Source organism: Alteromonas gracilis (assembly GCF_002993325.1).
GTDB lineage: Bacteria > Pseudomonadota > Gammaproteobacteria > Enterobacterales > Alteromonadaceae > Alteromonas > Alteromonas gracilis.
The window spans coordinates 44,260-63,310 of the sequence record NZ_PVNO01000030.1; the positions used below are offsets into that span (position 1 = coordinate 44,260).

Here is a 19,051-nt window from a genome sequence, read left to right on the forward strand (position 1 = left end):
GTATCCTATTGTTCTTAATTAATCGTTGTCAGCGTGGCGAATTACAGTACCTTCTTTCTCGCCCATCACAACACGCTTTAGGCAACCAGGCTTATTCATGTTGAATACGCGAATAGGTAGGCTGTGATCACGCGCCAAAGTGAACGCAGACAAGTCCATCACTTTAAGTTCTTTTTCTAGTACTTCTTGGTAGGTCAGCTCGTCATAAAGCGTTGCTTCTGGGTTTTTCACTGGGTCATCGCTATAGACACCATCCACTTTAGTCGCCTTTAGTACCGCATCGGCTTCAATTTCGATGCCACGTAAGCAAGCCGCAGAGTCTGTAGTGAAGAAAGGATTACCCGTTCCGGCAGAGAAGATAACAACACGGCCTGACTTAAGAAGACTAATGGCTTCTGCCCAGTTGTATGCATCGCACACGCCATTTAGAGGAATAGCTGACATCATGCGAGCATTTACAAATGCACGGTGAAGCGCGTCACGCATGGCAAGACCATTCATTACGGTTGCCAACATGCCCATGTGATCGCCAACAACACGGTTCATACCCGCTTTTGCTAGCCCTTCACCACGAAACAAGTTACCACCACCGATAACAAGACCAACTTGAACACCAAGTTCAACCAGCTCTTTAATCTCTTGTGCCATTCTATCTAACACTTTAGGGTCTATGCCAAAGCCTTCAGCCCCCATTAGGGCTTCACCACTGAGCTTTAACAGAATGCGTCGGTATGCTGATTTTGGTGTGATACTCATAGTTTGAATTGTCCTCGTAAACCCGGTTTGTCCTATGCCTTTCGGCGCATTATACGCAAAAAAACATAGGACAAATCGCTTTCGTTCTTTAGGCAGGCGCGCACTTGTCTCGCCTAGCTTCACACTTACGCATTGCAATGGCAAGACGAAAGACGTTCAGCTATAAAAAAGCACCTCCTAGGAGGTGCTTCGTAGTTTATCTAACTATTGCGTAATGCAAAAGATAAACACTGAATTATTTCTTAGCAGCAGCCATTTGAGCAGCTACTTCAGCAGCGAAGTCTTCAGTCTTCTTCTCGATACCTTCACCAACTTCGAAACGTACGAAGTTGATTACGTCTGCGCTGTTGTTCTTAAGAAGCTCAGCTACAGAGATTGAAGGATCTTTAACGAAAGGCTGACCAGTCAAGCTCACTTCGCCAGTGAACTTCTTCATGCGGCCTGCAACCATTTTCTCTGCGATATCAGCTGGCTTACCAGACTGGATAGCGATTTCGATTTGGATTTCTTTCTCTTTCTCAACAACTTCTGCTGGAACGTTTTCAGGCTTAACGAACTGCGGGCTTGCAGCTGCAACGTGCATTGCAACGTCTTTCGCTAGCTCTTCGTCACCGCCAGTAAGGATAGAGATAACACCAATACGGCCGCCGTGTACGTATGCACCAAGCGTATCGCCTTCAACGTTAATTACGCGACGAGGAGAGATGTTTTCGCCAATTTTAGCAACAAGCGCATCGCGAACTTCACTTACTTTAGAACCGTTAAGGTCTGCGTCGTTAAGTGCGTCGATATCGTTGATGTTGTTCGCTGCTGCTACTTCTAGAAGCTCATTACCGAACTTAAGGAAACCTTCGTCACGTGCTACGAAGTCAGTTTCACAGTTAAGTTCAAGCATGGTCGCACGACCACCTTCAACTTTAGTAAGGATAACACCTTCAGCTGCGATACGACCTGCTTTTTTAGCCGCTTTCGCTTGACCTGATTTACGCATATTTTCAATGGCTAACTCAATGTCACCATCCGTTTCAACCAGGGCTTTTTTACAATCCAGCATACCTGCGCCAGTACGTTCGCGCAGTTCTTTAACTAGTGCTGCAGTCACTGCCATTTTTCAATTCCTCAGCATTAAATATAAATTCGTTAGGTAAAAGGGGCGATACCGCCCCTCTCAATACGTTTCGTATTGTAGTCCTGTCATATTATCAAGATATGACAGTCAGCAATCAGAATTACTCTGCCGCTTCTACGAAGTCGTCTTGCTCAGCTTGTACTTCAAGGTTGCTTTCGCGACCTGAGTTAATAGCGTTTGCAGCAGCATCCAAGTAAAGTTGGATAGCGCGGATAGCATCGTCGTTACCAGGGATGATGTAATCAACACCGTCTGGGTTAGAGTTTGTATCAACAACACCAACAACAGGAATACCTAGGTTACGCGCTTCTGTTACAGCGATGTGCTCGTGATCTGCGTCGATAACAAAGATTGCGTCTGGAAGACCGCCCATGTCTTTGATACCGCCAAGGCTGTTTTCAAGCTTGTCCATTTCGCGCTGAAGCATAAGTGCTTCTTTCTTAGTTAGCTTCTCAAACGTACCGTCTTGGCTTTGCTGCTCAAGCTCTTTAAGACGTTTGATTGACTGACGTACTGTTTTCCAGTTAGTCAGCATACCACCTAACCAACGCTTGTTTACGTAGTACTGGTCGCACTTAAGCGCAGCATCTTTAACCGCTTCACCAGCTGCACGCTTAGTACCAACGAAAAGGATTTTACCTTTCTTAGACGCAACACCTGAAAGGTAGTTAAGTGCGTTGTTGAAAAGTGGAACCGTTTTTTCAAGGTTGATGATATGAACTTTGTTACGAGCGCCGAAGATGAAAGGCTTCATCTTTGGGTTCCAGTAACGAGTTTGGTGACCGAAATGCACACCGGCTTTCAGCATGTCACGCATAGAAACATTAGCCATTTTATTTTCCTCTTGGGGTTAGGCCTCCATATACCCCTTGTATCGATTCAGACCAACCTAGATTGAACTGAACACCCCGATACGAAGTGTCGGTATATGTGTGTTTTAATAGAATAAATTTACCCTCTGAAACGGTGCTAAATGCGAGCAGCAAAATGAGCTTTCCGTCAGGGCGCGCGCTTTATATCACAATCTAACCCTAGCCTCAAGTTTTGAGGGTAAAAAGGCAAGGCTAAAATGGTGTAGCTTTAGCAAAAGAAGCGTTATGGACACAAGCAAAAGAAGCGTTATGGACACACTTTTACATTCATCTTTATCCATCAGCGCTTCACAAATAAAAGCACTTAATTTCAGCACCTTACTAAGAATGACCTGTTTAGTGCTATAATGCGTAAAGAAATAAATTCTTCATCAACACTAGTTTCAAACGATTTGAGAGGCGCTGTGACAGCTATTATCAAAACCCCAGAAGAAATCGAGAAAATGCGCGTTGCCGGTAAACTGGCTGCCGAGGTTCTCACAATGATAGGGCCTTATGTTAAGAAAGGCGTTACTACTGACGAGTTAAATACAATCTGCCACGATTACATCGTAAACGAGCAGAAGGCCGTGCCAGCACCACTAAATTATGGCCACCCGCCGTTTCCTAAGTCAATTTGCACATCAGTAAATCATTGCATCTGCCATGGAATACCTTCCGACAAAAAACTAAAAGACGGCGACATCATCAATATTGACGTCACTGTTATAAAAGATGGCTACCATGGCGATACATCAAAAATGTTCGTAGTAGGTAAACCCTCAATTCTTGCTGAGCGCCTTATTCGCGTAACTCAAGAATGCTTGTACAAAGCCATAGAACAAGTAAAGCCAGGTATGCGCCTGGGTGATATCGGTCATATCTGCCAAACCCACGCAGAAGCGCATAACTATTCAATTGTTCGAGAATATTGTGGTCACGGCATTGGCGCTAGCTTCCATGAAGAGCCTCAGATTGTTCATTACGGCAAACCGGGCACGGGTGATGTACTTGAGCCAGGCATGTGCTTTACTATTGAGCCTATGGTAAATGCGGGTAAACGCTACTCAAAAGTACTGCCAGACCAGTGGACGGTGGTAACTAAAGACAGAAGCTTAAGTGCTCAATGGGAACATACACTGCTTGTAACAGAGACTGGTGTTGAGGTTCTAACACTCAGAGAAGAAGAGGCGTTGGAGCGGGTTATTTCTCATAACTAATGAAATGAACCATAGTCTCTGGTTTTTAATTTGAGCGGCATCGATTTATCGTTGCCGCTTTTTCAAATAAATACACGGAGCAAATTACTTCAACGCCCTTCTAGCTTTCTTTATTGTCATTCTACACACCTATAACAAAAAACCATAAATATTCACAATTTAACCTAACTTATGCATTAATTTGCTACTGCGAAGTGCTACCAATTCATGCTATTGTTCGTAGCGTTTAAAAAGAAGTCTAATTCAAAGGTGCATTTTGACGCTGCAATCACTGATAAAGAATATCGACACCATAAACTCTGTGGATGAAATCCCCGCAATTAAGTCTTGCGTGGAGGCCAGTTATACATGGATAAACGAGTCCTTTGACGTAACGCCAGTTAATCAACTCGTTACGGGTCGCGCCCAATTCGTCGATGCGCTTCTTTGTCATCTTTGGCAACTTTATGGTCTCGACACCGTAGACGAACTGTCACTTTGCGCGGTAGGCGGATACGGTCGAGGTCACTTGCAGCCTTACTCAGATATTGACTTACTTATTGTCAGTAGAAAGAAGCTGAAGCCTGAAGTTCAAGAAAAGATTGGTCAATTTATCACCCTGTTATGGGACATTAAACTTGATGTGGGCCAGTCGGTCCGGACTATTAAAGAAACCGTTAAGCTAGCAAAAGACGATATTACCATTGCGACCAATTTAGTTGAGAGCCGTTTGCTTTGCGGCAGTGAAACTACCTTTGATAAATTGTGGGATGAAGTTAATGGTAGAAACTCTTGGTCGAGTAAAGCGTTTTTCTCCGCTAAATATGATGAACAGAAGCGACGCCATGCTAAGTTCAACGGCACCGCCTACAACCTCGAGCCAAATATCAAAGAAAATCCAGGGTGTTTGCGCGATATTCAGTCGATAGGCTGGGTAGCGAAAAAGCACTTTAAAGAGTATGACGGCTGGAATTTGGTGGGTCACGGCTACTTTACCGAGCAAGAGCATAGTGAGTTAATCGCTTGTCGTATGCACCTTTGGAAAATGCGCTGCGCACTTCATTTAATTGCTGGTAGAAGCGAAAACCGATTACTTTTCGACTATCAACCCGACGTTGCAAAGATGATGGGTTACGGTGAAGAAGGGAAATCGTCTGTTGAGAAAATGATGCGTGACTTTTTCCGTACGGTTGCCCGCGTATCAGAGTTGAATCAAATGCTGCTTCAACGCTTCAAGTACGACATGCTCAATCAAAGCGTGCAAAAAAGCGTTGTAATTAATGAAGACTTTGAGCTTCTCGACAATATGATTTCGCCACGACACGAGACCGTATTTTCATCACCTGAAGCAATTTTAGATTTTTTGAACTTGGTGGCCAATTTACCAGACGTAAAAGGCCTGAGCACCATATGCATTCGTCAGTTGCGTAATGCTCACCGCGCGTTTGAAGCCGAATATTATGTAGAACGCCCACTGTGCCGTGAAAAATTCATGCGCTTAATGAAACAGCCTGAGTTCTTCGATTTTGCTTGGGACATCATGCATCAGTACGGTATTTTGCAGGCCTATTTACCTGAATGGGATACGATTGTAGGCATGATGCAGTTTGACCTGTTCCACGCCTATACAGTAGATGAGCATACCCATAGGCTTGTAAAGCATGTGAATTACTTTTTCTCAAAAGAGAACAAAGAATTTCCGCGGTGTGGCAGAATTTGCAGGAACTTAGATAAGCCAGAAGTTCTTTATATAGCAGCGATTTTCCACGACATTGCAAAAGGTAGAAATGGCGATCACTCAACATTAGGCGCACAAGATGTGGCGAAGTTTTGTAAGCTACACAATGTGTCAAGTGACGACGCTGAAATGATCGCATGGTTAGTTGAAAACCATTTGCTTATGTCTGTAGTAGCTCAACGTCGCGACATCTACGACCCTGACGTAATAAGTGAGTTTGCAAGTGCAGTAAGAAGTCATAACCATCTAAACTTGCTTTACACACTCACGCTTGCTGATATCAGAGCAACTAACGACAATTTATGGAACGATTGGAAAGCTTCGCTACTTCGCGAACTTTACCTAATGACACAGAAGGCGTTAGACAATGGCCTACAGTGTCAGGTAACGCTTAACGAACGCGTTGCCACCCATAAGCATCAAGCGAGACAGATTTTACAGGAACGAGCTATCGACCCTATTTCCATTGATGCATTATGGGCACGCCTAGATGACGACTATTTTGTTCGCTTTAAACCCACGCAAATTGCTTGGCATACCGATGAGATCATAAAGGCGCAGGATGATTGGCTTTCGCCAGAACACGATGGGCTTCTCGTTAAAGCAAACGATAACAGCGCCAAAGGTGGCACTGAGGTGTTTGTTTATGGCAAAGACAGAAAAGCCTTATTTGCTCAAGTCGCTTCTGTTCTTGATAGCCGCAATTGTTCAATTCATGATGCCCACGTAACCGTAACACGTGATGGCTATGTATTTGACAGTATGCTCATTCTTGAAAACGATGGTAGCCGGATTAGTTCCGAGTCTCGTATTTCGTCTATTGAAAATGCTATCTCTGCCCAATTAGAAAAACCGGGGCGCTCACACGAAAACAGACGCAAATTACCACGACAAATGAAACAGTTAGACGTTCCCACTAAGGTTCGTTTTTTCAGTATCAACGACGAAGCCACACTTATTGAGTTAGAAGCCCTAGACGCTCCAGGCATTTTAGCTAAAATTGGGCATGCATTCGTTGATACTAATATGACGCTAAAGCTTGCTAAAATTGCCACCATAGGTGAGCGAGCTGAAGATATTTTTATCGTCAGCAATGACGCTGGCAAAGCATTAACCCAAGAACAACAGGTAAACCTTAAAAAGCGGATCCTGTTTAAACTCGACCAACTTGAAGATATCACAATACCATGAATGAATTGAAAGCCATTATTGAAGACGCCTTCGAAAATCGCGACAACATTAGCCCTTCATCTGCACCTGATGAAGTAAGAGATGCAGTAGCACAAGCTATCGACCTTCTTAACAGCGGTAAAGGCCGTGTTGCGGAAAAGATTGCTGGCGAATGGGTGGTACATCAATGGCTTAAAAAAGCTGTTCTACTTTTCTTCCGCCTTCACAATAACGATGTGATTGAAGGTGCGGAAAGCAAGTTTTATGACAAAGTGCCGCTTAAATACACTAACTACACCGCACAACAATTTGCAGCAGACGGTGCGCGTATTGTCCCACCTGCGGCGGTACGTACAGGTACGTTCGTAGGTAAAAATGCGGTAGTAATGCCTTCTTACGTTAATATTGGTGCATTCGTAGACGAAGGCACTATGGTAGATACATGGGCAACGGTTGGTTCATGTGCACAAATCGGCAAGAATGTTCACCTTTCCGGCGGTGTAGGTATTGGTGGTGTATTAGAACCGCTTCAAGCAAACCCTACTATTATCGAAGATAACTGCTTTATCGGTGCGCGCTCTGAAATTGTAGAAGGCGTAATTGTTGAAGAAGGCTCTGTAATTTCAATGGGCGTTTACATCGGCCAAAGCACGCGCATATATGACCGTGAAACTGGTGAAATCCATTACGGCCGTGTACCAGCAGGTTCAGTAGTAGTGGCGGGTAACCTGCCAAGTGCCGACGGCAAATACAGCCTTTACGCTGCTATTATTGTGAAAAAAGTTGATGCTAAAACCCGCGCGAAAGTAGGTATCAACGCGCTACTTCGCGGCGTAGAATAAGCAGTATTCCTGGCTTCTCGCTAACGGTTTGGGTTAATTTTAATTAGCCGAGCCACATGCTAAAAGAGTCACAAACTAAAAGAGGCGCATAAGCGCCTCTTTCTATTCATAATCAACAAGTGTCTACTGGTTTAAGCCAGCAGCTTATCTTTAATGGTATTAACCCACTCTACCACATCTTTTTCAGGCTCTAATGTTTCAATCGCGTCAACTTCCAACATATCTGCAACTGCGCTGCCTTGTAGTTCTGTAAGTAGCGCTTGGAATTGTTTACCTGCGCCACAGAAACTCTCTCCGTAGCTGCTATCGCCTAATGCAGCTACCGCAAATGGTTTTCCGCACAGCATTGGCGCTTCGTCTTTCAAATCCGAAAAAACGAACTCTAGGTTAGGTGGCACATCACCCTGACCGGTTGTAGACGTAATAATAAGGAGCGCATCTGCATCGGTGAAATCGGCAACCGAAGGGTCACTTTCTAGTGAGCAGTCAACACCCTGTTCGGCTAAGCTTTCTTCTACCTGCTCGGCCACGTGTTGCGCGTTCCCGTATACCGTACCCGCAATGATTTTCAATGTTGCCATTTTTACCTCTTAAACTAATATTCGTTGCCTATAGCGACAGGCTGGAATTCTGTCTTCTTTATAGATTCAAACTCTGAACGGTTCCAATTGCTCTACTAATTGTTGCATTCCATGATGCATCTCACCATTAATGGTTATCCACTTTCCAGTTACCGGGTGGGAAAATCCCATATGGGTACAACTTAAGGCCAAATTGTTAAAATTAAAGTGCTGTTTAGCAAATTTGTTTTGTTTACCGTCTCCATGAGTCGTATCGCCAATGATCGGGTGACGGAGGTGCACCATGTGCCTACGAAGCTGATGCTTTCTTCCCGTACTCGGGGAAAGCTTTACAAGAGAATAACGTGCGCTTTGATACTTACCAACAGGCTCTGGTACTTCGAAATGTGCCACCGACTGATACATTGTTGATGCGGCTTGTGGAGCTTGCTGGGGACGTTTATGTTTATCAGCAATTTTATCGTAGCGATATTTTAGCGCGTAGTCGATAAACCCAGTGTGATGCACAAAACCGCGAACAATGGCGTGATACGCTTTTACTACTTGCTTATCCATCATTTGCTGACCAAGCTTTGCTGCGACTTCAGAGCTGAAACTAAACACCAACACGCCAGATGTAGGTCTATCGAGGCGGTGAGCAGGAAACACGTGCCGTCCAATCTGATCTCTGAGTGTTTGAACCGCAAACACGGTTTCATGTCTGTCTATCGGACTTCTGTGTACAAGTAGACCCGGCGGCTTATTTATAGCGACGATATACTCATCTTGATACAGCACAGGTAGATGCAGAGCGCTAAGGTCGCCTTGTTGATCCTCTTTTTCTTCTGACGTTGTTTTCAAATGGCACCTTGCGTCACTGTCTATAGAATATTGGGGTTGGTTACGCTTATTCATCCAATGTCTCCATTGGCAATATTATCAATTTTTTGCAGTTGATTGAGCGTTCGTTGCTTTGCACTGGATAAATAAACTTCAGCGGCAGGCGTAATTTGCATTGGCGGTAGAGGAGATTCTAGCGACAGCAAAACACGCAATTTAGGAATAAAAATAAAAGCTAACCAACTTTCAAACGTTAAACAGTCTACAGAAAAAGGGACAGTGCTTTCCATCGCTCTGTTGAGGTCTTGCTCACTCGGCGTTTTGCTCGGCCAAATCCCCTCTTCTTTCATGGTGATCTCTAGCTGTTCCAGCGCGTGTTTAAATGCAATGTAACGCATACCTTTTGACTGATTCACTATGTCCCCGCAAAACATGAACGCTTCAATTTTGAGGCGCGCAGTATAGCAGGGGCTTAAGGTGAACATAAGTCAGTGTGGCTTATCGTTGAAATTCATATGCTGTGATACCATTACCAGTGTTTCTTGGCGGTATCTCATTGAAGAATGCTCGCCCTGAAACATTTTTATCAAAGCAGTTTTTTGGAACGAGTTATGAGCGCTAACAGTATTAATTCTATCAGTGAGTTTTTGTTACATGCAGGCACTGAATATCTAGTTTTTGATTTAGGTCGCCGCCTTGAACCTACAGATAGTCAAATTTTTCTAGAAATAGAAAACGGCAGCGCCTATGCGCCCTATCCTCGTCAGCAGCATGCTTGGTTTGGCATTGTATTTTGGAATAAAAATGCTTCAACGCAACATTATATTTGGTTCGTTAAATTGCCGCTTGATGAACAAGGTTTGGTGGTTGCCGCTGCTAGAAATCACTTTCTAGAGATTATTGTTGATGCGCTAGGGCAATCTGTTGCTGAAGATACGGAAAACGCGCAGAAGCTGCCGGATAATCCATATTCTTTTGTTCCCAATCAATCGCAGCTCGCTCAGTTCAACGCACTGGTCAAACATACCTTAGCGCAACCGTTAAGTGAAGAAGCACAGAAAGTTGAAGCCTATATTCAAGCTCCGCAACTTGTTGACTGGCAGCAAATCTCAATGCAAAGCGTCGCGGATTTTGTGTATCGCTTCAGTACACATCCCAAAAGAGATATTTTAGAAAGTGCGATTAGAAACAACGCATCGCTCTATTCTAGCGTATTTCTTGATACGCTAATGGAAATGAGTGAAAGCGTAGCGTTGTCTGAACATTTGTTAGCCATGTATTTAAACGAAATAAATAAGTGTGCTGATATTAATTTAGCAGCGCTGAGGGGCTCGTCAGAAGGGTCCTTCAACACTCTGATAAATAATAAGCTTCTTGACTTATTAAAAGACGAAAAATCACAAAGACTGGATATTCTTAGCGTAATTGCTGCCCGTCACTTTGAACAAATGGAACCGTTGCTGCTGAGTGCCTTTCTTGAACAAACAGCCAAAGTTGATGAGAAAGAGGGGCATCAAGGTGCTTTATTTGCAGGTTTTTTCTCCGATTTAGTACAAATCCCGAAATTGCGCAGACAAGTACTTACGCTCTTACATTCAGATACAAACTCGAACGTTCTTTCAAACGCATTTCAACAACTGTTTGCACAAGCGAGAAAGTAGATGACGTTACTCGAATTAGTAGTGTGGCTGGTTATTGGATTTACAGGCTATCAGTTTTGGCGCATACGCGCTATTTCCGAACGAACAAACACTTATCTAAAACAATACTGCGATAAACACGGTTTGCAATTGTTGAGTGTGGCACGAGCCAAAACTCGATTCTCATTTAAATATGGTAAGCCAGACTGGCACAGCTTATTCAATTTTGAGTTTTCAAGTAATGGCGAGGACAGGTACACCGGCGAAGTTGAATTGATAGGTGTAAGGATTATGCGAACAGAGGTGCCACCACATAGAGTTTGAGCCTTTAAGTCAGAAAGAGGCCACGCTTCTTAATTCACCAGCGTGTTTCAGGACGGGACAATTTTTTTACAAAAAAAAGGGGAACCTGACGGCTCCCCTTTTTCCTGGAATTTTGAGTATCCTTCTCCGCGATCCTTTGCGACTAAAATCTTCCCGATTAAAATCCGTATACGCCCCTTTCCATCTACTCTCGCGCCTTCCTGTGCGAGCTACCCATCCATGCGTAGGTCCCTTTCCCTTGCTCCTACATAACTGCACATCCGATGTACAGTGCTCCTCATCCTGAGGCTGTCCTTGTCAGGCTCCGCTGACATTCCTTTCCTTCATCCATCATATGCTGCACATCCTGCTACAGCTTTGCTAATCCTTCAGCATGTCCCTTATTCATCCTTGGTTTGCTCGTCCATGCAAACTCAGTATCCTTTAAAGGCATTTCCTCGCCTTTGGCTCCATGCCGACTAGCTCCTTGCTAGCATTTGTCCCTTTTCCTTTGCTACATCCTGTCGTGATGTCCTATCACACAAAACATCCTAAATCCTTACTATCCCTTCAATGTCCTTATCGCTGCAGTTTCCTAACTGCTTTCCTTTTCCCTTCTCTCACTATCCTATGAGAATCTTATCCTTAAGTTGTCCTATCGCTTTCCTTACTCAATCCGTGACTCGTCGTGTTTCCTTGTGACATGTTTATAGTATCCCTTCCAAATATTACCGCCATGTTGAATTACAGCAATTTTAGAAAGTTTTTCTTACTACTTTGGGCTAGCTTTAAGAAAAACCAATAAAATCAATAACTTTATACTTTTGTCTAATTTTGTATTGATGAATTTAGGTAGGATCACGCACAGAGTTTGTAAGACATATCCTACAAACTCTGTCATAAATTTAACGTTACGAAGATTAAGATGGCCAGAGCAGTTCAAGAAACGAACAAAACGAGGTGAGAAGGGAATCAGGTCCGACGAAACATTACGTCGCCTTTAACATGAGAAAGGCTTAGCTGCCCGACTACCTGATAATTATCGTCGTTAAAAAATGAACGGTGTTTATCAATGGTAACAAAAACTGATACCCCTTCACTCTTTTCATCTTCCTCAACTACGCTATCAATAGCGCCAAGTAATATATGACCAAGACCATGATGTTGGTAATCTGGATGAACCGCAATAAAACTGAGCATGTGGAAGTTATCAGCGGGTACCAGCGACCTCACTTTTTCTTCTTTCTCCAGCATCTGTTTGGTACCAAATAGCCCCGCCGTAAGCAACATTCTTAGTCTCCAGTGCCAGTATCGACCAGAGCCGAATGCTGCGTCAGGCGCTGTTAAGCAAGCAACTGCAATCAGCCTTTCTTCATCAAAAAGACCAATCATTGGTTGCTCTGCTACCCAAAATGCGTTTAATTCCTCGCGAATGGCAGAGCGAAGACGGTTCTCGTAACCTTCTTTTTCAGCTTGAAAAATATCTATAAACAGAGGGTCGTCGACATAAGCGTTATAAAGGATGGAGGCGGCGACTTTGAGATCGTCTACGGTTAGGTATATCGCTTTGACAGTGTCTTGAAGAGGGGCTAACGCACCATCTATCGCTTCGTTACTCATAGGGGCTCCTCAAACGCAAAGTTTTGTTAGTGGCTTAACCATTACAGTGAAATGAGTTATTGCGATATTTAAATTAAAAACCTCTATCGACCATTTCACCTGCTCAAACTTTACCCTACGCGAAAACCCCTAAGATGTTAACTTTTTATTAACAAAAACATTTAACCCAGCACTTGACGCACTGGTGCTAAGAACAATTAGTGCATTAGACCGTAAGCACTATCCCCCCACCCAACGAGGTTTCCATCTCTAAATACAAGGGGCGTGCATTCATCTTTCGTTGTAATACCGTCACCCATGGTTTTTTGCGTTCGATAATAAAGTACACGGTAAGTGCCATCTTGTTTTTCAAAAAGTTCATTGAAGTCTGCTACACCCATCTTTCTGAGCACGCTCTCATAGCTTGTCCCCTTCTCGAGGTTTGCGATGTGCTTGCGATTGTTAAACTCTCTATCTTCCCAATCAGCGCCATAATGACTATCTGAACCTCCGCCAACAGATACAACACAGCCCGACAAGAGAAGTGAAGAGGCTAAAGCAGCAGAAAGAAGCATAATTTTCATGTGAATTCCTTATTTTTATTTGTGCAGTAATTTACAATTTTGACGCGAGGTTTTGTAAGGTATTAAGTCTGCAACCTGATGCAACATTAAGTTCCAATACGAAATACCTACAACATTTCGACACTCGCTAAATGCGTATTAAGTAATTGAAAACAAAGTAAACAAGAATAGGACCAAGATTTTAAGTGATTAATATTTAAAGATTTAAATAAAAATCTATCGTTCCCCACCTTTTGCGGTTAGCGAAATCACTAATTTTTTGGTGAAATTAACCATCTTATCAAGCTAAACTAATCCTTATTCCAACCTACTATTGCTTCATAATGAATAATTCGAACTTACAACAACTTCACGCTCTTTGCCTCCAAATGCACAATGAAGGCAAAACACCCACAGTAGGAATTCTGCGAGCAAAGGCGCCGTATAAAGTGTCAGTAACCGAAGCGATTGAGGCCATTAAACGTTTTAACGCTAACAAGCCAGCCGTTGAAAGGAATGAAAGTGGTTCATTACCACCACAAGTCTCTGAATTACCTTCTAGTGCTACTCGACACCTTTACGAACGAATTGAAGTGTTAGAAAAAGAAGTTACTGAGCTAAAGCAGATAGTACAGCAGCTCGTTAAGGAAAAAAGATAACGGCACGATTAGAGCCTTTATACCAGTCCGCATAGATAGGTATTACCTTGTAATGGGCGTAAGCTGCGCTAAGAAGTCAGCTAATGAGGGCGCAAGAATTTGTGTTGGCTCTCTACCTACTTGTTCAAGAGCAACTTCACCACTGTCATTTACGACAGTAAGAATAAAATCCTCTTCATCAGTAAGGCCAAAGAATAAGGTTGGAGCTTGCTTTAGCCGCTGCTTCATCAACAAGTGACCAATTAAGTTTTGCTGAAGCCGCTCAAAGTCTTCATGGTTAAATACCTGAAGCAGTTCGCAGTTACCTTTCGGAGCTTTCGCCTTTAAGTTATCGCTGTAATAGGCAGTAAAATAACTACAATAATCCGGATGCAGCTTCAACGACATCGCTTCTTCCACATTATCGAAAGAAAGTTTAGGAGTTTGTAACGTTGGCTTCCATCTTACAAAGTCACCGTCTTCTGCCGCCTCTTGATAACAAGGTGATGGCCAGTCGCTATCGAAAACTATTTTGAGCCCTTCGCTTTTCGCTTCTTCGACATAAGATGATACAAATTTAGTTAATTGTTCTGAAATTGTTAGAGCCATTGTGACGTTACCTGCGTATTTTTGGGGTACACTATACAACTAAACAGTTAAGTCAATATCAAGGCCACGGTACTCGCTATTCGAACTCACAAAGGTTCAGCGCAAATTTCCTTCGCCTTCTAGTAGATATATAAAAGGTTCTTATGTCGACTGACAACCCACCTAAAAAAATTATTATCTCTGCACCTGATAACCTTTCTTTGGGAAAACAGGTTGACTACGAGTTTGAATATAATCCAAGTCTATTGCAGGGAGTGCCGCGCAGCCTTAGCCGTGACACGCTCAATCTAAATGGTAACCAACTGCCTTTTACAGGCATAGATACATGGACGGGCTACGAACTTTCCTGGCTAAATCCGAAGGGAAAACCCTGTGTCGCTATTTTAGAATGCCGTGTTCCGATAACGTCAGAAAATCTCATTGAGTCAAAATCGTTCAAGTTATACTTAAACAGCTTTAACCAAAGTCAGTTTTCCTCTGACGATGAAGTAAAAAACGTATTACAAGCTGATCTATCTGCATGTGCCGGACAACCGGTGGAAGTAAACCTAATCTTGCCCCAGCATTTCGCTGACCTGCAGTTTAAAGAGTTCGAAGGCGTACTATTGGATGAACTAGACATAACTGTCGATGAATATTCACCTAATACGCAATACCTAACTGTAGATGAAAGCCACGAAGAAGTGAAAGAGACTCTCGTTTCCCACTTACTTAAATCTAATTGCTTAATAACAAGCCAGCCAGATTGGGCTAGTATTCAAATAAGATATGAAGGAAAGGCGATAGCCCGCGAAGGGCTCTTACAATATTTAATTAGCTTTAGGCAGCATAATGAATTTCATGAGCAGTGTGTTGAACGCATTTACAGCGACATTATGCACAAGTGCAGCCCAGAAAAGTTAACTGTTTGTGCGAGATATACGCGAAGAGGTGGATTGGACATAAACCCTTTCCGCTCAAATTTCGAGACGCCCTATCCCAATCATCGCCAAGCACGCCAATAAAAATAGCGGTGAGTTGAGTACATTGGGTTAGCTAAAATTCTGCCTCGAAGCGAATTTAAATAAAGACGAGAATATGGAAGCAAAACAACTACAAACCCTAAAGCAAAATAATACGCTTCTTTGTCAGTTTATCGTAAAGCTCTCCGCTTTTTATGAGGGCTTTTCCGATAAAATAGATACCGAGCTCAAAATTTTAAGAGGGCACCTTTCCGGCACCCCCAACTTTAGTCTGGCCGCAGTAAGCATAGAAAAATTAAACAAATCGCTGCAACACCAAGAAATAACGCTTAGAAAATACAGCGTTGATACCGTTTCTGCGTTAGAAGATGCAATGAAACAGCTGCAGAAAATTGTGTTTGAAGATAATGAACTCAAAGGCCTTACTACCCAAGAGCTCATAAAGCTAAACCAGCCTGTTACCGATATTTTCAGCATTTACAAGCTATATGCTAAAGCCATAGCATTGCACCGTATCGCGCTCAACAAAGAAATGGTTGGATTGTCGCCAGTCGCGGCGTCTAACAACGACGCAAAATCAGATGTTAGCGGGCAAGCCCGTTCTGTCAAAGACGACAACCCACACTACCGCTCTATTCTTGTTGAGCTAAACCACCTGATAGCCTCTTATGCACAAAAGAAGCCTGACGACCAGCAGTTAAATGATATCAAGAAACGGCTTGATCAAGGCATGGATGAAGACCAGTTATTAAAAAGCTGCGTCGTTATTTTACGCATGATAGTACAAGACGCCATGTCAGAGGCTAGCTTGACAGGTAAGGTTATCCAAAGCCTTCATCGTTCACTTGGCGAAGTAAGTAATGATGTCAACAGCACCATAGAAAGCAGCCAATCACAGTTTGAACAAAGGCGCGCTGGCAATGAACAACTTATCCGCCACATTAGCCATATTGAAGAGGCGGTCTCTGAAAGCCAGTCTTTTGAACGGTTGAAAGAACAAACCCAAATCTGTGTAAAAGAACTAGCGAATACCCTAAGCGAACAACAAGATAATGATAAAGAAGGCCAAGAGAGGTTATTGGCCTTACTCTCCGCCATGCAATCCCGTATTGACACACTGCAGCAGCAAACCAGTATTTATAAAAAGAAAATCGCTGAACAAGCGATGCAGAGTCGAACGGATGCACTGACGCGCTTACCTAACAGGCAAGCTTACAACGAGCGTTTAGAAACAGCATATAGCAATTATAAAGCAAACGGCGGTAGCTTGGCCGTGGCAGTTGTCGATATAGATTTTTTCAAATCTATAAATGACAGATTTGGTCATGCCGCGGGCGATAAAACCCTGCAAGTGGTTAGCAAGTTTCTAAAGCAAAACCTCTCAGACAATGAGTTTATTGCACGGTGGGGAGGTGAAGAGTTTGTGATGTTACTGCCGGATATGTCGATGCAAGATATTGACAAAAAACTTAACGAAATCAGAACCAAACTCGCAGCCATGCCGTTTAAGTTTAAGCAGGAAAAAGTAAAAATCACCGCATCTTTTGGCGCAACCTGCTTCGGTGAAAAAGATACCACGGAATCTGTATTTGAACGGGCCGATGAATATCTTTATAAAGCAAAACGTGACGGCCGCAATCTTGTTGTGACTGACCTAAGCGCTGATTTATAGGAAGTAGATGTATGAAAAAGGTACAGCTTAATCCCGTTGGCTGGATGAGCCAACTCTCTCAGGTAGAGGTCGCTCGACTTCAGGATGCAGCAAATAGCGAACTTTTCGATATGTTCAGGAATTGTTGCCTAGCGGTCTTAAATAGTGGCGTTGACGAAGACAATTTCGAAGCCCTATTTGCACCTTTCGAAAATTTTGAAATTAAACTAATACGTCGTGAACGAGGGGTTAAAATTGAACTGGTTAACCCCCCTGAAGTTGCCTTTGTCGATGGAAAATTAGTACGTGGTGTACATGAACACTTGTTCGCAGTGCTTCGCGATTTGCTTTATATGGGAAACAAGTACGCTTTTCTTCACCAAACAGCACCCGCCGAAGGTAATGAAATCACTGACATGGTGTTTGATATGCTACGCCATGCCAAGGCACTTGAAGGCAATGACGGTGTAAATACTATCGTCTGCTGGGGCGGCCACTCGATAAATCAAACAGAGTACAAATATACAAAAGAAGTCGGCTATCAGCTTGGGCTTCGCGATATGAACATTTGCACTGGATGTGGCCCAGGAGCCATGAAAGGCCCCATGAAGGGCGCAACAATAGGTCACGCTAAACAGCGTCATAAAGCAGGACGCTACATCGGCATTTCCGAACCAAGCATCATTGCGGCTGAGCCACCTAATGCAATCGTAAATGAATTGATAATCATGCCTGACATCGAAAAGCGGTTGGAAGCATTCGTTCGGTTAGGGCATGGCATCGTTGTTTTTCCAGGTGGGGTAGGCACTGCTGAAGAGTTACTTTATCTTCTTGGTATTCTTATGAACGAACGCAATGCTCAACAACCTTTTCCGTTCATTTTAACCGGCCCCGCGGGCAGTGAAGAATACTTTGAAGCTATTGATGAATTTGTTGGCGCTACCCTAGGCGCTGAAGCTCAATCAAAATATCAAATCATCGTCAACGACCCCGAAGAAGTGGCCCGTACTCTATGTTCAGAACTTGAGAAAGTGAAAAAATTTAGAGGAGCAATGGGAGACGCCTTCAGTTTTAATTGGTCATTGAAAATTGAGCACGATTTCCAGCAACCCTTCATCCCAACCCATGAAAGTATGTCGGGCCTCAAACTTCACCTCGACCAGAACAAAAGCGAGCTTGCAGCAAACCTTCGCAAAGCATTTTCTGGGATTGTAGCCGGTAACGTGAAGGCTGAAGGCATTGCACAGATTAAAAAGCATGGTCCGTTTGAACTTACCGGTGATAGCACGCTAATGAAAAAAGTGGATGTACTTTTAGAGTCCTTTGTAAAGCAACACAGAATGAAGTTACCAGGTAGTGCTTATGAGCCCTGTTATGTGGTGAAAGATACGAATTAAAGGCACGCTATTTAAGACGTATTTGCTTACGATTACCACTTATGTTTCCCGCGCGTTTTGCGGTACACTGTTAGAAAGAGTGCTGTAGATAATTGTATAACGCTCATTGAGTGTCCTTATTGTGGGCTCAATGCGCTATGCAGTAAATAAAGAGTCGACAAAGTTCAATATGATATCCATGCCTCAAGCATGTATTTAAGAACTCAGAATTGAGAAGTAACGGTCATGAATACCAAGGTTATTCGTCTAATTTTAGCTGGCGTCGCGTTGTACGCGGTGTTTGTTTTTATGGTTATCGCTTTCTACCCCGATAAACCAGAAAACATGGATTGGAAAGATCGTGAAGAATATAATCGAGTTCAAATCACCAAGTTGAAACTAGGGAGTACGCGAGAAGAAGTTCTGGCTCTCCTTGGGTCACCAGATATCACAGAGGCCAAGCGACAAGGTTCAATGGCCATTCAAGTTATGTTCTTTCGCACCCAGCATGTGCGCGCGGATGGCTTAACTACGCAGGACGAATGTACGCCATTGCTGTTCGAGAATGACAAGTTAATTGCTTGGGGCGAAGGAGCCTATTCCAGTTACCAAAAAAGTTAAAAGG

19 protein-coding genes are annotated in these 19,051 nt (G+C 43.3%); 10 read left to right on the forward strand and 9 right to left on the reverse strand.

The annotated features are described in order from the left end of the window. Positions 1-18: 18 nt before the first annotated feature. The 3 genes from pyrH to rpsB form a co-directional block, all read right to left on the reverse strand. A complete protein-coding gene (pyrH, locus tag C6Y39_RS16245) occupies positions 19-756 on the reverse strand; it encodes a UMP kinase (RefSeq protein ID WP_105932280.1) in 738 nt (245 codons plus the stop codon). Positions 757-991: 235 nt separating this feature from the next. Further along, on the reverse strand, positions 992-1,864 hold the full coding sequence (gene tsf, locus C6Y39_RS16250) for a translation elongation factor Ts (protein ID WP_105932281.1): 873 nt from the start codon (positions 1,862-1,864) through the stop codon (positions 992-994). Positions 1,865-1,985: 121 nt separating this feature from the next. Then, entirely contained in the window at positions 1,986-2,717 is a 732-nt protein-coding gene (gene rpsB / locus C6Y39_RS16255) for a 30S ribosomal protein S2 (RefSeq protein ID WP_105932282.1), read from the reverse strand. A 444-nt stretch (positions 2,718-3,161) separates the two neighbouring features. On the opposite strand from rpsB, the gene map reads away from it, so the two are divergent. The 3 genes from map to dapD all read left to right on the forward strand — a co-directional run bounded on the left by map (position 3,162) and on the right by dapD (position 7,685). Then, on the forward strand, positions 3,162-3,956 hold the full coding sequence (map, locus tag C6Y39_RS16260) for a type I methionyl aminopeptidase (protein ID WP_105932353.1): 795 nt from the start codon (positions 3,162-3,164) through the stop codon (positions 3,954-3,956). 256 nt (positions 3,957-4,212) lie between these two features. Next, positions 4,213-6,864 carry a [protein-PII] uridylyltransferase gene (gene glnD / locus C6Y39_RS16265; RefSeq protein ID WP_105932283.1) on the forward strand — a complete coding sequence of 884 codons (2,652 nt, stop codon included), beginning with the start codon at positions 4,213-4,215 and terminating at the stop codon, positions 6,862-6,864. Then, positions 6,861-7,685 (forward strand): 2,3,4,5-tetrahydropyridine-2,6-dicarboxylate N-succinyltransferase, encoded by an 825-nt coding sequence (gene dapD, locus C6Y39_RS16270; protein ID WP_105932284.1) that lies wholly within the window; start codon positions 6,861-6,863, stop codon positions 7,683-7,685. Before glnD ends, dapD begins: the two co-directional genes overlap by 4 nt. A gap of 131 nt (positions 7,686-7,816) precedes the next feature. Here dapD and C6Y39_RS16275 read toward each other — a convergent pair whose 3' ends face one another. The 3 genes from C6Y39_RS16275 to C6Y39_RS16285 form a co-directional block, all read right to left on the reverse strand. Continuing rightward, positions 7,817-8,266: a flavodoxin domain-containing protein gene (locus C6Y39_RS16275; RefSeq protein ID WP_105932285.1), complete on the reverse strand. Its 450-nt coding sequence runs from the start codon at positions 8,264-8,266 to the stop codon at positions 7,817-7,819. 66 nt (positions 8,267-8,332) lie between these two features. Beyond that, entirely contained in the window at positions 8,333-9,160 is an 828-nt protein-coding gene (gene truC / locus C6Y39_RS16280) for a tRNA pseudouridine(65) synthase TruC (RefSeq protein ID WP_105932286.1), read from the reverse strand. Then, positions 9,157-9,501 carry a YqcC family protein gene (locus tag C6Y39_RS16285; protein ID WP_240618920.1) on the reverse strand — a complete coding sequence of 115 codons (345 nt, stop codon included), beginning with the start codon at positions 9,499-9,501 and terminating at the stop codon, positions 9,157-9,159. Before C6Y39_RS16285 ends, truC begins: the two co-directional genes overlap by 4 nt. A 195-nt stretch (positions 9,502-9,696) precedes the next feature. Here C6Y39_RS16285 and C6Y39_RS16290 point away from each other — a divergent pair, with 195 nt between their 5' ends. Together C6Y39_RS16290 and C6Y39_RS16295 are read left to right on the forward strand one after the other, a co-directional pair. Next, positions 9,697-10,746 carry a DUF3549 family protein gene (locus C6Y39_RS16290; RefSeq protein WP_105932287.1) on the forward strand — a complete coding sequence of 350 codons (1,050 nt, stop codon included), beginning with the start codon at positions 9,697-9,699 and terminating at the stop codon, positions 10,744-10,746. Further along, positions 10,747-11,049: a DUF3301 domain-containing protein gene (locus tag C6Y39_RS16295; RefSeq protein ID WP_105932288.1), complete on the forward strand. Its 303-nt coding sequence runs from the start codon at positions 10,747-10,749 to the stop codon at positions 11,047-11,049. 951 nt (positions 11,050-12,000) lie between these two features. On the opposite strand, the gene C6Y39_RS16300 is transcribed toward C6Y39_RS16295, so the two are convergent. Further along, positions 12,001-12,648 (reverse strand): GNAT family N-acetyltransferase, encoded by a 648-nt coding sequence (locus C6Y39_RS16300; RefSeq protein ID WP_105932289.1) that lies wholly within the window; start codon positions 12,646-12,648, stop codon positions 12,001-12,003. Positions 12,649-12,845: 197 nt separating this feature from the next. Continuing rightward, positions 12,846-13,211 (reverse strand): DUF3192 domain-containing protein, encoded by a 366-nt coding sequence (locus C6Y39_RS16305; RefSeq protein ID WP_105932290.1) that lies wholly within the window; start codon positions 13,209-13,211, stop codon positions 12,846-12,848. Positions 13,212-13,639: 428 nt separating this feature from the next. On the opposite strand from C6Y39_RS16305, the gene C6Y39_RS16310 reads away from it, so the two are divergent. Next, entirely contained in the window at positions 13,640-13,849 is a 210-nt protein-coding gene (locus tag C6Y39_RS16310; protein ID WP_240618921.1) for a hypothetical protein, read from the forward strand. Positions 13,850-13,891: 42 nt separating this feature from the next. On the opposite strand, the gene syd is transcribed toward C6Y39_RS16310, so the two are convergent. Further along, positions 13,892-14,437 carry a SecY-interacting protein gene (gene syd, locus C6Y39_RS16315; RefSeq protein ID WP_105932292.1) on the reverse strand — a complete coding sequence of 182 codons (546 nt, stop codon included), beginning with the start codon at positions 14,435-14,437 and terminating at the stop codon, positions 13,892-13,894. A 143-nt stretch (positions 14,438-14,580) separates the two neighbouring features. Here syd and queF point away from each other — a divergent pair, with 143 nt between their 5' ends. The 4 genes from queF (at position 14,581) to C6Y39_RS16335 (ending at position 19,047) form a co-directional block, all read left to right on the forward strand. Then, positions 14,581-15,441: an NADPH-dependent 7-cyano-7-deazaguanine reductase QueF gene (queF, locus tag C6Y39_RS16320; protein WP_105932293.1), complete on the forward strand. Its 861-nt coding sequence runs from the start codon at positions 14,581-14,583 to the stop codon at positions 15,439-15,441. A 73-nt stretch (positions 15,442-15,514) separates the two neighbouring features. After that, complete coding sequence (locus C6Y39_RS16325) at positions 15,515-17,071, forward strand: GGDEF domain-containing protein (protein ID WP_105932294.1); 1,557 nt, start codon at positions 15,515-15,517, stop codon at positions 17,069-17,071. Between the two features lie 11 nt (positions 17,072-17,082). Then, positions 17,083-18,447, forward strand: coding sequence for a nucleotide 5'-monophosphate nucleosidase PpnN (gene ppnN, locus C6Y39_RS16330; protein WP_105932295.1), 1,365 nt, complete (start codon positions 17,083-17,085; stop codon positions 18,445-18,447). Positions 18,448-18,672: 225 nt separating this feature from the next. Beyond that, positions 18,673-19,047 (forward strand): DUF3192 domain-containing protein, encoded by a 375-nt coding sequence (locus C6Y39_RS16335; RefSeq protein ID WP_012517477.1) that lies wholly within the window; start codon positions 18,673-18,675, stop codon positions 19,045-19,047. Positions 19,048-19,051: the final 4 nt, after the last annotated feature.